This window comes from Mycobacterium rhizamassiliense (assembly GCF_900157375.1).
Classification (GTDB): Bacteria; Actinomycetota; Actinomycetes; order Mycobacteriales; family Mycobacteriaceae; genus Mycobacterium; species Mycobacterium rhizamassiliense.
In genome coordinates, this window is sequence record NZ_LT721901.1 from 4,231,373 (window position 1) to 4,245,892 (window position 14,520).

A 14,520-nucleotide genomic window follows, 5' to 3' on the forward strand; every position below is an offset into this window, starting at 1 on the left:
CACAGACCGGTCTGAGAGATCGCCACGTTGCGCTACCGTTTTGGGCGTGACCAAACCCACGACCGAGCGACCCCGGCTGCCCAGCGTCGGCCGGCTCGGCTTGGTCGACCCGGCCGCGGGGGAGCGCCTCGCGCAGCTGGGCTGGGCGGGCCAGGACGATCAGGAACACGTCGACCTGCTGTGGGCGCTGTCGCGCGCACCCGATCCCGACGCCGCCCTGCTCGCCCTGGTTCGGCTGTCGGAAAGCCCGGACACCGAGTGGGCCGAGCTCAACGCGGCGCTGCTCAAGGAACGGCCGCTGCGGGGGCGGCTGTTCGCCGTGCTGGGTTCGTCGCTGGCCCTGGGCGATCACCTGGTCGCCCAGCCGCAGTCCTGGAAGTTGTTGCGGGGCAAGGTCAAACTGCCCACCCGCGACGAGCTGTTCGACGCGTTCACCGGCTGCGTCGAGGAGACGCTGAGCGAGCCGGCGACGGCGATTTCGCGGTTGTGCAACTTCTACCGCGACCACCTGCTGGTGCTGGCCGGCCTCGACCTGGCCGCGACCGTCGAGGACGAGCCGGTGGTGCCGTTCACCGTGGTGGGCGCGCAGCTGTCGGACACCGCCGACGCGGTGCTGGCGGCGTCGCAGCGGGTGGCCGAGGCAACGGTGTGCGGCGACAAGACGCCGCCGCGGCTGGCGATCATCGCGATGGGCAAATGCGGTGCCCGCGAACTGAATTACGTCAGCGACGTCGACGTCATCTTCGTCGCCGAGCGGGCCGACGCCGCCTCGGCCCGCGTCGCCAGCGAGGTGATGCGGGTGGCCTCGGCGGCGTGCTTCGCCGTCGACGCCGGGCTGCGGCCCGAGGGGCGCAGCGGCGAGCTGGTGCGCACCGTCGAATCGCACATCGCGTACTACCAGCGCTGGGCGAAAACCTGGGAGTTTCAGGCGTTGCTGAAGGCCCGGTTCGCGGTCGGCGACGCCGAACTCGCGACGCGCTACCTCGACGCGTTGATGCCCATGGTGTGGGTCGCCTGCGAGCGTGAGGATTTCGTGGTCGAGGTGCAGGCCATGCGGCGCAGGGTGGAGCAGCTGGTGCCGTCGGAGGTCCGCGAGCGCGAAATCAAGCTCGGCAGCGGCGGATTGCGCGATGTCGAATTCGCCGTGCAGCTGCTGCAGCTGGTGCACGGGCGCAGCGACGAAGCGCTACACGTGGCGTCGACCGTCGACGCGTTGGCCGCGCTGAGCGAGGGCGGCTACATCGGCCGCGAGGACGCGGCGAACCTGACCGCCTCGTACGAGTTCCTGCGGCTGCTGGAACACCGGCTGCAGTTGCAGCGCCTCAAGCGCACCCATCTGCTGCCCGAGGCCGACGACGAAGAGGCGGTGCGCTGGCTGGCCCGCGCCGCCCACATCCGGCCGGACGGCCGCCACGACGCCGCGGGCGTCTTGCGCGAGGAGATCAAGCACCAGAACCTGCGGGTGTCGCAGCTACACGCGAAGCTCTTCTACCAGCCGCTGCTGGAGTCGATCGGCCCGACCGGCCTGGAGATCGCCCACGGCATGACGTCGGAAGCCGCCGAGCGGCAGCTGGCCGCGCTGGGTTACGAGGGGCCGCAGACCGCGCTGAAACACATGTCGGTGTTGGTCAACCTCAGCGGCCGGCGCGGCCGGGTGCAGTCCGTGCTGCTGCCCCGGCTGTTGAACTGGATGTCGTATGCGCCCGACCCGGACGCCGGCCTGCTGGCCTACCGTCGCCTGTCCGAGGCGCTCTCGTCCGAAAGCTGGTTTCTTGCCACGCTGCGCGACAAGCCGGCGGTGGCCAAGCGGCTAATGCATGTGCTGGGGACGTCGGCGTATGTGCCCGACCTGTTGATGCGCGCGCCGCGCGTCATCGAGAGCTACGGCGACGGACCGGGCGGCCCGAAGCTGCTCGAGAGCGACCCGGCCGCGGTGGCACGGGGGCTGATCACTTCCGCGGCCCGCCACCCCGATCCGGTACGGGCGATCGCGGCGGCCCGCTCGCTGCGCCGTCGGGAGCTGGCGCGCATCGGCTCGGCGGACCTACTCGGCCTGCTCGAGGTGAGGGACGTGTGCCGCGCGCTGACGTCGGTGTGGGTGGCGGTGCTGCAGTCGTCGCTGGACGCGATCATCGGGACCAACCTTCCCGAGAGTGGCAAAGCGCCTGCGGCCCTTGCGGTTATCGGTATGGGCCGGCTGGGCGGCGCTGAGCTGGGCTACGGCTCGGACGCCGACGTGATGTTCGTCTGCGAGGCGGCTAACGGGGCAGATGAGGCGCAGGCGGTGAAGTGGTCGACGACGGTCGCCGAGCAGGTTCGGGCGCTGCTGGGCACGCCAAGCGTCGACCCGCCGCTGGAAGTCGACGCGAACCTGCGACCTGAGGGGCGCAGCGGCCCGCTGGTGCGCACGCTGGGCTCCTATGCCGCCTACTACGAGCAGTGGGCGCAGCCGTGGGAGATTCAGGCCCTGCTGCGCGCACACGCGGTCGCCGGCGACCAGGAGCTGGGGCAGCGGTTCCTGCTGATGGCCGACAAGACCCGGTATCCGAAGGACGGGGTGTCGGCCGAGGCCGTGCACGAGATTCGCCGGATCAAAGCCCGCGTCGAGTCCGAACGGTTGCCGCGCGGCGCCGACCCCAACACCCACACCAAGTTGGGTCGCGGCGGGCTGGCCGACGTCGAATGGACCGTGCAGCTGGTGCAGCTGCAGCACGCCCACGAGATCCCGGCGTTGCACAACACCTCGACGCTGGACTCGCTGGACGTGATCGCCGCCAGCGAGCTTGTCGGTGCGGAGGATGTGGATTTGCTGCGGCAGGCCTGGTTGACTGCCACCCGGGCCCGCAACGCGCTCGTGCTCGTTCGTGGCAAGCCCACCGACCAGCTACCCGGTCCCGGACGTCAGCTCAACGCGGTCGCTGTCGCGGCGGGCTGGCCCAACGACGATGGAAGTGAGTTCTTGGACAACTATTTGAGAGTGACGCGGCGCGCAAAAGCCGTCGTGCGCAAGGTGTTCGGCAGTTGAGCCGGGAGTCCAGCGCGTTCGACGCCATGTTCGAGGTGCTCAGCGCGGCGGAAGCCGAACGAGTCACGGCCCTGTACGCCCCGTTGGCCGACGCCGTCCGCGAACTCATCGACGCCACCATCCGCACCGAGGTCGACGACGACGTCGTGCACCAGGCGCGGACCACGATCGAGGCCGTCACCGCGTCGCTTCGGCAGCGGACCCGGCCGGCCAAGGTGAGCTACCGGGTCGACGGCCGCCCGCTGCCGCTGGGCAACGCCGCTATCGGCGTGTGCAATCCCATCGCCGCACCGATCGTCGTGCAACACGACGGCGGCGGGCGCTGCACCAGCGACTTCGTCCTGGGGTCGGCCTACGAGGGCCCACCCGGCCTGGTGCACGGCGGTGTCAGCGCCCTGGTGCTCGACCACATGTTGGGCGAGGCCGCCAGCGAGGGTTTGTCCAAGGCACGCTTCACCGGGACCATCACCGTGAAGTATCTGCGCGGCACGCCGCTGGGCCCGCTTCGTTGCGACGCATGGATCGAGAGCGCCGAAGGCGTGAAAGTGTTTGCCCGCGGCACGATTTCGGATGCGGCGGGTGTCACCGTGGAGGCCGAGGGCGTCTTCATCGAACCGGCGTGGGCAAGGGAAAGTCAGTGAAGTTCTACATCAGCAGTGCCTTCCTGAACACCCGCGAGATCATCGAGATCGCGAAGGCCGCCGACGAGCTCGGCTATGACGGGATCGGCATTCCCGACCACGTCGTCAATCTGGAGACCCTGGAAACGCCGTACCCGTACACCAAGGACGGGGAACGACGCTGGCAGCCGTTCACCGACTGGCCCGACCCGTGGGTTCTCGCCGGCGCGCTGGCACAGGTCACCACCCGGCTGCGCTTCGTCACCACGGTCTACATCCCCGCGATGCGCAACCCGTATTCGGCGGCGAAAGCCATTGGCACCGCGGCCGTTTTGTCGGAGGGCCGGATCGAGCTGGGTATCGGCGTGGGCTGGTGCCGCGAAGAGTTCGCGTTGATGGGTGAGCAATTCAGCGCGCGCGGCAAGCGGACCGACGAGATGATCGACCTGATGCGGACGTTGTGGCAGCCGGGCTGGACGGAGTTCGACGGTGAGTTCTATCAGGCGCCCCGCCTCGAGATGCAGCCCACACCGCCGCCGATCCCCGTCTACGCGGGCGGGCTCAGCGACGCGGCGCTGCGCCGCGCCGCGCGCAACGACGGCTGGATCGGCGACCTGATCAAGACCGAACACGCCATCGAGGCGGTCGGCAAGTTGCGGGAACTGCGTCGCGAAAACGGTTTGTCGTTCGACGATTTCACCATCCTGACACCGCTCACCGACGCCTTCACTCCCGCCGATTACCAGCGCGTGGAAGACGCCGGCATCACGGGCATCATCACCATGCCGTGGATGTTCTACTCCGGGCCGGACGCGAACCTGGACGACAAGATCGACGGCATGCAGCGGTTCCGCAAGGACATGGCGCTCGACGGGTAGTGCTGCCGGTCGGCGCCCGCCATACTCTTCGCATGGCAGCATTCACGGTGGTGTTCAGCAGCGGCAGCCCACGCGACTACGGGGTGTTCGACAGCTTCGAGGTGACCGACGCGGGCGTGCTGATCATCCGGATGCAGCGCGGGGACATCGACTGTCACTACATCGCGCCGGGCGTCTGGCTCGAAGTCGTCGAGTTGGCCGATGGACAGCCCGCCAAGGCGTCCCGGGGGATCCTGGCCACCCGGCAAAACACGGTCGGTTAGGGCCAAAGCCGATTCGCTTTCGGCGCAACCTGGCGCCACCGCCAGTTGGTAGCGTGCAGGGGACCGGTTTGCTGCGAGGACAGGTGGGCGATATGGCGCGCAGGGCTTACGTGGTGGCGGCCGTTGCGGCAGCGGTCGGTCTGGTCGCGGCGGGCTGCGGCAACTCGTCCAACTCGCACACCGCGACGTCGGCCAGCACTCCGGCGTCCAAGGCGTCCAAGACGGTGACGGCATCGGTGTCGCAAGCGACCACGACCACCAGCGCAAGCGTCAACACCGACCTGCAGGCGCTGATACCGGTGCCGCCGAACACCGCGCACACCGATGGCCCGGATTCCATCCAGGAAAACGGGATTCATCTGCACTTCATGGTCAACGGCGCGCCGGTGGAGGTGATGGCCGCCTACAAGACCGCGCTGCTTGGCAAGAGCTGGTCGCTGATCCTCGACAGTTCGAGCAACGGCGGGTCGGGCGGCGGCGCCACGTACACGGCCAGCAACGGCAACGCCTTCGGGTTCTTCAACGGAGGGGGCTGGGGCGACACGGTCGACATCGATGCGTGCGCGTGGCCGGCCAAGCCGGCGGACCATTCATGCGGGCACCAGCGATAGCTACAGGAGCGATGTGACAGTACGAATTCGGGGTCTTGTCCTGCTGCCGATCATGTTGGCGGTGGCATTGGTGTGCGCGCCGACCGCGGCGGCCGACAGCTACACCGCGGAGCTGGTGGCGAAGTTCGACAACCAGACGGTGGTAGTGGCCGACCCGGCGGCGCGGCCGCCGCTGCAGAATGCCGACCAGCTGAACCAGCAGATCCTCAGCAGCCGTTGGACGTGGAGCGACGTGCCGCCGGTCTGGGTTGCCGCGGTGGCACCCAGCCAGACCGGCATCACCACCCCGGATTCCATGCACGACGTCATCCTGGGCCGCATTTCCGACTTCTCCGGGGTCATCCTGGTGATCGACTCCAAGGGCTATCACGTGCGCGCCTTCAACGTGCCGAAGGCGGTCGCCGAGAACGTCGACTCGTTGATGAGTCAGTCGGCCAAGAACCACCGCAACGATCCCTACGGGGCGACCAGTGAATTCGTCCGGAAGCTGGCCGGCCTGAACGTGTCGCCAGGACAACACGTCACCTCGTCGCCCGGCGCGAGCCAGCAGCACAAGGGCGGCTCGGCGGTGTGGACGATGCTGATCATCCTCGGCGTCCTGGTGGCGGTGGCCGGCCTGATCGTGTTCGCCGTCAGCCGAAACCGCAAGCGCCGCAGGGACGCCGAGGCCCGAGACCAGGTGAAGCAGGAGCTGATCGACGTCGAGTCCGGGGTCAGCGATCTCGATAACGCGGTGGTCACCGGTAGCGAAGTCGATGTCAGCGCCGAGGCGCTGAAGGCCAACTCCAGCCTGCACGACGCCCGCAAGGCGTATCAGGCCCGTGACTACAGCGCCGCGCGCGCACACCTGCGGGTCGCGCAGTCGACGGTGGCCCGCGGCTACCAGAAGCTCAACGTGGCCACCACGAGTGCGGTGGCCGCTGTTCCGGAGCAGGACCGCAAGCAGGCGACCGTGCGCGCGACCGATCCCGAGACCGGTCAGAACGTCACAATCAACAACAACAACTACGCCACCTCGGCGCAGCCCGGGTACCAGCACTACTACGGGGGCGGCTACTACAACGGCATGTTCTTCTACCCCGGCTATTACCCGTACGCGTTCTGGGGGCCGGGGTGGGGCTGGGCCGTCGCCGACGTCCTGATGATGGATGCGCTGCTGGACGATCACTGGGGTGGCAGCTACGAGCGTGGCTTCGAGGCGGGCCAAGACTCGGCCTGGGCCGGCGGCGCCGGCAGCTACGACGGTGGCCAAAACGCCAGCTACGACAGCCAGCAAGGCGATTACGGATTCGACGGCAACGACAATTCGTCCTCCGGCGGCGGCGACGTGAGCTTCGCCGGCGGCGAAAGCGGTGGCTACGACTCCGGCAGTGGCAGTTGGGGTTTCGGTGGCGGGTCAGATTCCGGCGGGGGCAGCTTCGACTTCGGCGGCGGCGGGTTCGATTCCGGTGGCGGCTTCGACTCGGGCGGCGGGGGAGACTCCGGCTTCTGAGATGCCCTCAGCGTCAGCATGTCTCGCTAGGCGTAGTTGCGACAACGTTCGACGAGGCCCCGCCGCTGCCGCCAGTGCCGGTGTGCCGGCTAGGCGTTGGCCAGCCACCATTGGCGGAGCGCGGTGGCATCGGGGTTAGCCGAGCGCAGTGAGCCCAGGACGTTTTTGCCGTCGATGGTCCAGGTGATCGTCGCGACGTCGTTCTGGGTTCCGCACGCCTCCTGTCCGCTCGTTTCGCCTTGCCGCCATGTCATCGGCGTCGAACCACCGTCCACGCAAGGGATTTGGGCGATGTCTTTGATGAAGGCTTTGAATTCGGCATTCAGCGCGTCGCCGTGTCCCAAGAGGCGATAGACGGCGGAAGCCGGCCCGCCGGGGTCGGGGTTTTGACCGCAATCGATCTCAGCGAGGGAGAGGAAGGTCAATTTGTCCGGGGCGGCCGGATGGCAATTGGTGAGGTTGTAGCCCTTCGCCAGCGAGGCGGCCAGGGTGTTGATATTCGCCGCGTCGACCTTGCCCTGGTTGTCGATTTTGCCGGCAATCTGATTGGCGATGTTGACCGCCAGATCCCCCGGGTTGGTGCGGCAACCGTTGACGTCGATCGCGACGTTGCCGCGGACGGTGAGCGCGCGCTGGCACGACACGTTGAGCGGCGCTCCGCCAGGGTCGGGGTTGCCGAGTTTTACGTTCACCGTGGTGGTCAAAATCCCGTTCGCGTTGGCGACCGGTCCCACTGCGAAGTTCGCGATGAGGTTGTCCGTGCCGGGAGGGGTGACCTGGCGGTTGGCGCAGGCCGGCCACCGCTGGGCGGAGGTCGCGAAGAAGGCATTCGCCTCGGTGGCGGAGGGGAACAACACCACCGCCTGCCTGACCTCAGGCTTCGGATCACTCGATCCCGACGCAGAATCGTGCTCCCCACTCACGGCGGTGTTACCGCTGCCCGCATAAACGGATGCCATTGCGGGGTTGGTCGCATAGATGCATTCGTCGGGGAATTTCCATCCCGCGGGAAACAGCTGTTTGAACTCGGCGTCGTCCTGCAGCTTGTCGATCTTGTTCACGCTCGTCGTTCCGGTGAGTCCTAAGGTGGTGTCGACCTCGGCCAGACTGAGCAGCAGATTAGCCAGCGCGGCTTGCCCAATCATGGGTCCGGGCGCCGGCGCCGCCGTCGGGGTCGTGGCCTTCGATGTGGTCGACGATGCCGGGGTTTTCTGCTCGTTGCCACCGCACGCCCCGATCGACATCGCGATCACGGCGATGACGGCAGCGGTCCTCAACTGGCGCATGCGTTCACCTTTCCAAGCGTTAGGCCCTTCAAAGCCTTCCGCGCGACCCGACGCATCGGCCAGTCAAAGCTGGGAGTGCAATGGAGCGTAGCTGACGTTTTGTGCCAGCGAAAGCCCACAAACTCCAGCACTCGAGCGCTGTCGGTGGGATAGAAGCTGTTCCAATGGGATTCGATACAGGCGGTGTTTTGGAACGACCGCGGCAGCAAAAGAACGTGGCGGCGAAAGAAATAGCCCCGGGGGGCGAACCCCGGGGCTATTTGCTCAACGCGTCGCGACGTGTTTAGACGTCGTAGTACAGGGCGAACTCGTACGGGTGCGGGCGCACCTGAACCGGCAGGATCTCGAACTCGCGCTTCCAGCTGATCCACGTCTCGATCAAGTCGGGCGTGAAAACGCCTCCCTCGGTGAGGTATTCGTGGTCTGCCTCTAGACGGTCGATCACCGCGGACAGCTGCGTGGGGGCCTGCGGGATGTTCGCAGCCTCCTCCGGCGGCAGCTCGTAGAGGTCCTTGTCGACCGGCGACTGCGGCTCGATCTTGTTCTTGATGCCGTCCAGGCCGGCCATCAGCATCGCCGAGAACGCCAGGTACGGGTTACCCGACGAGTCGGGGCAACGGAATTCGAGGCGCTTGGCCTTCGGGTTGCTGCCGGTGATCGGGATACGCACACACGCCGAGCGGTTGCGCTGGCTGTACACCAGGTTGATCGGCGCCTCGTAGCCCGGGACCAGACGCTTGTAGGAGTTCACCGTCGGGTTGGTGAACGCCAGCAGCGACGGCGCGTGGTGCAGCAGGCCGCCGATGTAGTGCCGCGCGGTGTCCGACAGACCGGCGTAGCCCGTCTCGTCGTACATCAACGGGTTGCCGTCTTTCCACAACGACTGGTGGGTGTGCATACCCGAGCCGTTGTCGCCGAACAGCGGCTTGGGCATGAAGGTGACGGTCTTGCCGTTGGCCCACGCCGTGTTCTTGACGATGTACTTGTACAGCATCATGTCGTCGGCAGCGTGCAGCAGCGTGTTGAACTTGTAGTTGATCTCGGCCTGCCCGCCGGTGCCCACCTCGTGGTGGCCCTTCTCCAGACTGAAGCCGGCCGTGATCAGGTTCTGCAGCATTTCGTCGCGCAGGTCGACGTAGTGGTCGGTGGGAGCCACCGGGAAATAGCCACCCTTGGGGCGGACCTTGTAGCCGCGGTTGGGGCTGCCGTCGCTCTCGGTCGGCTCGCCGGTGTTCCACCAACCCGAGATCGCGTCGACCTCGTAGAAGGAGCCGTTGGTCCGCGAGTCGAAGCTCACCGAGTCGAAGATGTAGAACTCGGCCTCGGCACCGAAGTAGGCGGTGTCGGCAACGCCGGTGCTGATCAGGTAGTTCTCCGCCTTGCGCGCGATGTTGCGCGGGTCGCGCGAGTAGGGCTCGAGCGTGAACGGGTCGTGCACGAAGAAGTTCAGGTTCAACGTCTTTGCCGCACGGAACAAGTCGATCTGCGCGGTGTTCGAGTCCGGCAGCAGCAGCATGTCGGACTCGTGGATCGACTGGAACCCGCGAATCGACGATCCGTCGAAGGCCAGGCCGTCCTCGAAAACACTCTCGTCGAAGAAGGAGAGCGGAACGGTGAAGTGCTGCATGGTGCCAGGCAAGTCACAGAACCGGACGTCGACGAATTCGACGTTCTCGTCCTTGGCGAGTTTGAAGACGTCATCGGGCGTCTTATCCGTCACAGAATGCTCCTTTGCTTGTTATTCCGCGGCCGACGCTATGGAGATGATGTTGCCCGCCCGTCAACCCCGTGTTGCGCGGAGGTTACGTGACCGTGCGTCGCGTAAATGAAAGCGGAGCACCCGGCGGGTTCTATTGTTGGGCCATGGACCGCAAGATCGTATCTGGTCACCCCCCAAAGCGCAGTGGCCCGCCCTGGGTTTTCCCGCCGGAGGCCCGTTGATGGCGGAATCACGGCCCGCGTATCCCGGCGAGGCGCTCGGTTTGCCCGAGGGCGGGGCCGGATCGCTGGCCCCGATGGGGCGCCGGGTGGGGGCGTTGCTGATCGACTGGCTGATCTCCTACGGACTCGCGTTGCTGGCCCTGGGCGTGGGTGCGTTCAAGATCGACATGTTGTCGACGGCGATCTTGGTGATCTGGTTTCTGCTCGGCGTGCTGTCCGTGCGGCTGTTCGGCTTCACGCCCGGCCAACTAGCGCTGGGGCTCGGCGTGGTCTCGGTGGCCGGCGGCGGGACGGTCGGCCTAGGGCGGTTGGCGGCCCGCGGGTTGTTGCTCGCGCTGGTGGTGCCGGCGTTGTTCACCGACTGGGACGGCCGCGGCATTCACGACAGAGCGACCGGCACGGCGGTGGTACGGCGCTGAGTCCGATGGCGGCGACCCGCTGCGCCCGGCTTCGCCGCGCTTGCGGTCGCCGCTGAGTCCGATGGCTACTTGCGGCGGACGGTGCGCTGCACGCCGCGCATCTTGCCGGCGTTGGGTAGCGGCCCCTTCGGCATCACGCCGGCTCCGGCCCGCGATCCGAGCGCGGCGAGCCGCGACTCCAGCGTGTCCATCTGCTTGACGGTGATGTTTGCCGGCAGGCGGGTGAGGTGGCGTTCCAGCTTGCTCAGCGGAACCTCACCCTCGCCGTTGCCGACGACGACGTCGTAGATCGGCACGTCACCGACCAGCCGCGCGGTGCGCTTCTTCTCCTGCGCCAACAGCGGTTTGACCCGGGTCGACGACCCCTCGCCGACGAAGATCACGCCGGGGCGCCCGATCACCCGGTGCACCGCGTCGAAGTGGCCCGTCGCGGCGACGCCCGGGCTGACGCGCCACTTGCCGCGCAGGTTGTCCAGCACCCAGGCGGCGGCGCCGGTCTGTCCCTCGGCTTGGCGGTAGACCGATTTCTGGGCGCGCCGGCCGAAGATGATGAACGCCACCAAGGCGCCCAGCACCACGCCGAGCGGAATCAGGGTGACCATCGTGAACAAGCCGCCGAGCAGCAGGCTCGCCACCACCGCCGCCGCCACGATCAGGACGAAGGCGCCGATCATGTAGGGCAGCAGCCGCTTGTCCTGCTTGCGCTGGAGATTGAACGCCTGCCACAGCTGGGTGCGACGTTCCTTCGACGCGGCCTTGCGCTCGGCCTGCGCCGCGGCCCTGGCGGCCTTGTTCTCTGCGGCAGTGCGGGGTTTAGCCATAGTCAAAGGATACGGTCGGGCCGGTCAGCTACATGACCGAGTGCGGGCGGCCTGCTCGTACAGGCGGCCCGCCCGATACGACGAGCGCACCAGCGGTCCGGCCAGCACACCGGCGAAGCCCAGCCCCTCGGCGTGGGCGGCGAACTCGACGAACTCCTCGGGCCGCACCCACCGCTCCACCGGGTGGTGGCGCGCCGACGGGCGAAGGTACTGGGTGATGGTGACGATGTCGCAGCCGGCGTCGTGCAGGTCTGCCAGCGCGGTGCGCACCTCGTCGGGGGTTTCGCCCATCCCGAGGATGAGGTTGCTCTTGGTGACCAGACCGAAGTCCCGCGCCGCGGTGATCACGTCCAGGCTGCGCTGGTAGGTGAACGCGGGCCGGATCCGCTTGAAGATGCGTGGCACGGTTTCGACGTTGTGCGCCAACACTTCTGGCCGGGACTCGAAGACTTCCCTGAGGCGCGTCGGCTCGCCGTTGAAGTCGGGGACCAGCAGCTCCACACCGGTTGACGGGTTGAGCTCCTTGATGGCGCGCACGGTCTCGGCGTACAGCCACGCGCCGCCGTCGGGCAGGTCGTCGCGGGCGACCCCGGTGACCGTGGCGTAGCGCAGGCCCATCGTCTGCACGCTCTCGGCGACCCGCCGCGGCTCGTCGCGGTCCAGCGGGGCGGGCTTGCCGGTATCGATCTGGCAGAAGTCGCAGCGGCGGGTGCACTGGTCGCCGCCGATCAGGAAGGTGGCTTCCCGGTCCTCCCAGCATTCGAAGATGTTGGGGCAGCCGGCCTCTTCGCAGACGGTGTGTAGGCCCTCGCGCTTCACCAGGCTCTTGAGCTCGGTGTACTCCGGTCCCATCCGCGCCCGCGTCTTGATCCACGGCGGCTTGCGCTCGATCGGGGTCTGCGCGTTGCGCGCTTCCAGCCGCAGCAACTTGCGGCCTTCGGGAGCAACGGTCACGGTGTCGATGCTACGCGGGCCGCGGCGGGCTGCCAGCTAAGGGCGAGTCGGCCGTCGAGTGCGTCACACACCGCCGTGGCGACCGCCGCGCGCACCTCGTCGACGGTGATCCGGCGTCCCAGTTCGGCGGACAGCGACGTCACGCCGGCGTCGCTGATGCCGCACGGCACGATGGCGTTGTACGCGCCCAGATCGCAGTCGCAGTTGAGGGCGAACCCGTGCAGCGTGGTCGCTCGGGACACCCGGACGCCGATCGCGGCGATCTTGCGTGCTGGCCGCCCGGGCACCCATACGCCGGACCGGCCGTCGATCCGGGCGGTTTGCAGCCCCAGATCCCCGCACACCTTGATCAGTGATTCCTCAAGGCGCCGAACATAATTCACCACATCGAGCGGTTCGGCCAGCCCGATGATGGGGTAGCCGACCAGCTGCCCCGGACCGTGCCAGGTGATCTTTCCGCCGCGGTCGGTGTCGACGACGGGCGTGCCATCGGCAGGCCGCTCCTGCGGTTCGGTGCGCCGGCCCGCGGTGTAGACCGCCGGGTGCTCGAGCAGCAAGACGGTGTCGCTGCCGCCGGCGACCCTCGCGTCGGCCAGGTCGCGCTGCAGCTGCCACGCGGTGCGGTAGTCGACCACGCCCAGTTGGCGGACGTCGATCGCGGTCGCCTGCGACCTGATAGAGCTCATGGTCGCGAGGTTACTCGGGTCGAATCCTGCGGGATGGGCAGTGTGTCCGTTGCCCGCCTCTGAGCGACAATCGCCGTGCGTGCACACTCGTTAAATCCCTTGCGCCACTTATATTTCTGCAGTCACAACGGGCGAGTTTCTGTCGGTGGGTGCATTTAGTTTGACGGTATGACTCTCGGCGCCGCCCTCGATACGTCGGCCGCCGCGCTTGTAGAAGCGGCGGACGCGGATATCGACGCGCTGAACACCGAGCAGTGCCTCGCGATGCTGCAAGACTGCGAAAAGGTGCGCCGTCTGGTGCCCTGGCTCGAGCACCGGTTGATCAGCAAGCTGGCCCGCGAGGCCACGCCGCAAGAACTGGGCGGCACGGTATCCCATGCGATCGCCGAGGCGACGTTGATCAGCCGCGCCGAGGCCGGACGACGGGTGCGGGAGGCGGCCGATCTCGGCGATCGGTGCGGGCTGACCGGTGAGCCGCTGCCACCCGTGCTGGCCGCGACCGCGGCCGCCCAGCGGACTGGCGGGTTGGGCAGCGGGCAGGTGGCCGTGATTCGCCGCTTCTGGCACCAGCTACCCGGCTTCATTGACGCCGACACCCGCGAGGCCGCCGAAGCCCACCTCGCTCAGCTCGGCACGCAGCACCGGCCCGAAGACCTCGCCGGGCTGGCCGACCATCTCATGGATTGCCTCAATCCCGACGGCTCATTCACCGACGAGGATCGCGCGCGCCGGCGCGGTCTGACGCTGGGCAAGCAAGAAGTCGACGGCATGTCGGCGCTGCGCGGCTGGCTGACCCCCGAGGCCCGCGCGTCGCTGGAGGCGGTGCTGGCCAAGCTGGCCGCACCGGGCATGTGCAATCCCAACGACGACACGCCCTGCGTAGACGGCGCTCCCACCGAAGACGCCATCGAACACGACGCCCGGTCGGCAGCTCAGCGCAACCACGACGGGTTGAACGCCGCGCTGCGCGCGGTGCTGGCGTCCGGGGAGCTGGGTCAGCACAACGGTTTACCGGCCTCGATCATCGTGTCGACCACGCTGGCCGAACTCGAGGCCGCTGCGGGTCAGGGCGTCACCGGTGGGGGCACGCGGTTGCCGATCTGCGACGTGATCCGCTTGGCCCGCCACGCCCACCAGTACCTGGCCGTCTTCGACAACGGCAAGCCGGTCGCGCTGTATCACTCCAAACGGCTGGCCTCGCCGGGTCAGCGGATTGTGTTGTACGCCAAGGACCGCGGCTGCAGCGCACCAGGATGCACCGTGCCCGGCTACTACTGCGAGGTTCATCACGTCACCGACTACGCCCACTGCGGCGCGACCGGCATCGACAACCTCACGCTGGCCTGCGGACCGCACCACCGACTGCTGCGACCCCGCGGCTGGAGCACCCGAAAACGCAGCAACGGCGACACCGAATGGATACCGCCGCCGCACCTCGATCGCGGCCAACCCCGCACCAACGACTTCCACCATCCGGAGAAACTGCTACGGAGATCGGACGGCGAGCCCGACGTCGCCTAGCGA

General features: G+C 67.7%; 13 protein-coding genes. 8 read left to right on the top strand and 5 right to left on the bottom strand.

Going from position 1 to position 14,520, the window contains the following annotated elements:
- Positions 1–40 precede the first annotated feature (40 nt).
- The 6 genes from MRAB57_RS20420 (at position 41) to MRAB57_RS20445 (ending at position 6,889) form a co-directional block, all read left to right on the top strand.
- Positions 41–3,025: a bifunctional [glutamine synthetase] adenylyltransferase/[glutamine synthetase]-adenylyl-L-tyrosine phosphorylase gene (locus MRAB57_RS20420; protein ID WP_077088959.1), complete on the top strand. Its 2,985-nt coding sequence runs from the start codon at positions 41–43 to the stop codon at positions 3,023–3,025.
- Positions 3,022–3,666 (top strand): PaaI family thioesterase, encoded by a 645-nt coding sequence (locus MRAB57_RS20425; RefSeq protein ID WP_083743478.1) that lies wholly within the window; start codon positions 3,022–3,024, stop codon positions 3,664–3,666. Before MRAB57_RS20420 ends, MRAB57_RS20425 begins: the two co-directional genes overlap by 4 nt.
- Positions 3,663–4,523 carry a TIGR03619 family F420-dependent LLM class oxidoreductase gene (locus MRAB57_RS20430; RefSeq protein WP_077088961.1) on the top strand — a complete coding sequence of 287 codons (861 nt, stop codon included), beginning with the start codon at positions 3,663–3,665 and terminating at the stop codon, positions 4,521–4,523. Before MRAB57_RS20425 ends, MRAB57_RS20430 begins: the two co-directional genes overlap by 4 nt.
- Before the next feature lie 32 nt (positions 4,524–4,555).
- A complete protein-coding gene (locus MRAB57_RS20435) occupies positions 4,556–4,786 on the top strand; it encodes a hypothetical protein (RefSeq protein ID WP_077088962.1) in 231 nt (76 codons plus the stop codon).
- A gap of 92 nt (positions 4,787–4,878) precedes the next feature.
- The gene (locus tag MRAB57_RS20440; protein WP_077088963.1) at positions 4,879–5,397 is read left to right on the top strand and encodes a hypothetical protein; all 519 of its coding nucleotides are present in this window, start codon (positions 4,879–4,881) and stop codon (positions 5,395–5,397) included.
- A 13-nt stretch (positions 5,398–5,410) separates the two neighbouring features.
- Entirely contained in the window at positions 5,411–6,889 is a 1,479-nt protein-coding gene (locus tag MRAB57_RS20445) for a hypothetical protein (RefSeq protein WP_077088964.1), read from the top strand.
- An 89-nt stretch (positions 6,890–6,978) separates the two neighbouring features.
- Here the strand turns inward: MRAB57_RS20445 and MRAB57_RS20450 are convergent, their stop codons facing one another.
- Together MRAB57_RS20450 and glnA are read right to left on the bottom strand one after the other, a co-directional pair.
- Positions 6,979–8,175, bottom strand: a complete 1,197-nt coding sequence (locus MRAB57_RS20450) for a sensor domain-containing protein (protein WP_077088965.1) — start codon at positions 8,173–8,175, stop codon at positions 6,979–6,981.
- A 283-nt stretch (positions 8,176–8,458) separates the two neighbouring features.
- Positions 8,459–9,895: a type I glutamate--ammonia ligase gene (glnA, locus tag MRAB57_RS20455; protein WP_077088966.1), complete on the bottom strand. Its 1,437-nt coding sequence runs from the start codon at positions 9,893–9,895 to the stop codon at positions 8,459–8,461.
- A gap of 217 nt (positions 9,896–10,112) precedes the next feature.
- Between glnA and MRAB57_RS20460 the strand changes: the two genes are divergently transcribed.
- Positions 10,113–10,535, top strand: a complete 423-nt coding sequence (locus MRAB57_RS20460) for an RDD family protein (protein WP_108637970.1) — start codon at positions 10,113–10,115, stop codon at positions 10,533–10,535.
- Between the two features lie 65 nt (positions 10,536–10,600).
- On the opposite strand, the gene MRAB57_RS20465 is transcribed toward MRAB57_RS20460, so the two are convergent.
- The 3 genes from MRAB57_RS20465 to lipB are packed head-to-tail and all read right to left on the bottom strand — an operon-like array spanning position 10,601 to position 12,996.
- Entirely contained in the window at positions 10,601–11,356 is a 756-nt protein-coding gene (locus MRAB57_RS20465; RefSeq protein ID WP_077088968.1) for a DUF4191 domain-containing protein, read from the bottom strand.
- Positions 11,357–11,380: 24 nt separating this feature from the next.
- The gene (gene lipA / locus MRAB57_RS20470; RefSeq protein ID WP_077088969.1) at positions 11,381–12,310 is read right to left on the bottom strand and encodes a lipoyl synthase; all 930 of its coding nucleotides are present in this window, start codon (positions 12,308–12,310) and stop codon (positions 11,381–11,383) included.
- The gene (gene lipB / locus MRAB57_RS20475) at positions 12,307–12,996 is read right to left on the bottom strand and encodes a lipoyl(octanoyl) transferase LipB (RefSeq protein ID WP_077088970.1); all 690 of its coding nucleotides are present in this window, start codon (positions 12,994–12,996) and stop codon (positions 12,307–12,309) included. The genes lipA and lipB overlap by 4 nt, the downstream gene beginning before the upstream one ends.
- Before the next feature lie 168 nt (positions 12,997–13,164).
- On the opposite strand from lipB, the gene MRAB57_RS20480 reads away from it, so the two are divergent.
- The gene (locus MRAB57_RS20480) at positions 13,165–14,517 is read left to right on the top strand and encodes an HNH endonuclease signature motif containing protein (protein ID WP_077088971.1); all 1,353 of its coding nucleotides are present in this window, start codon (positions 13,165–13,167) and stop codon (positions 14,515–14,517) included.
- Positions 14,518–14,520 lie beyond the last annotated feature (3 nt).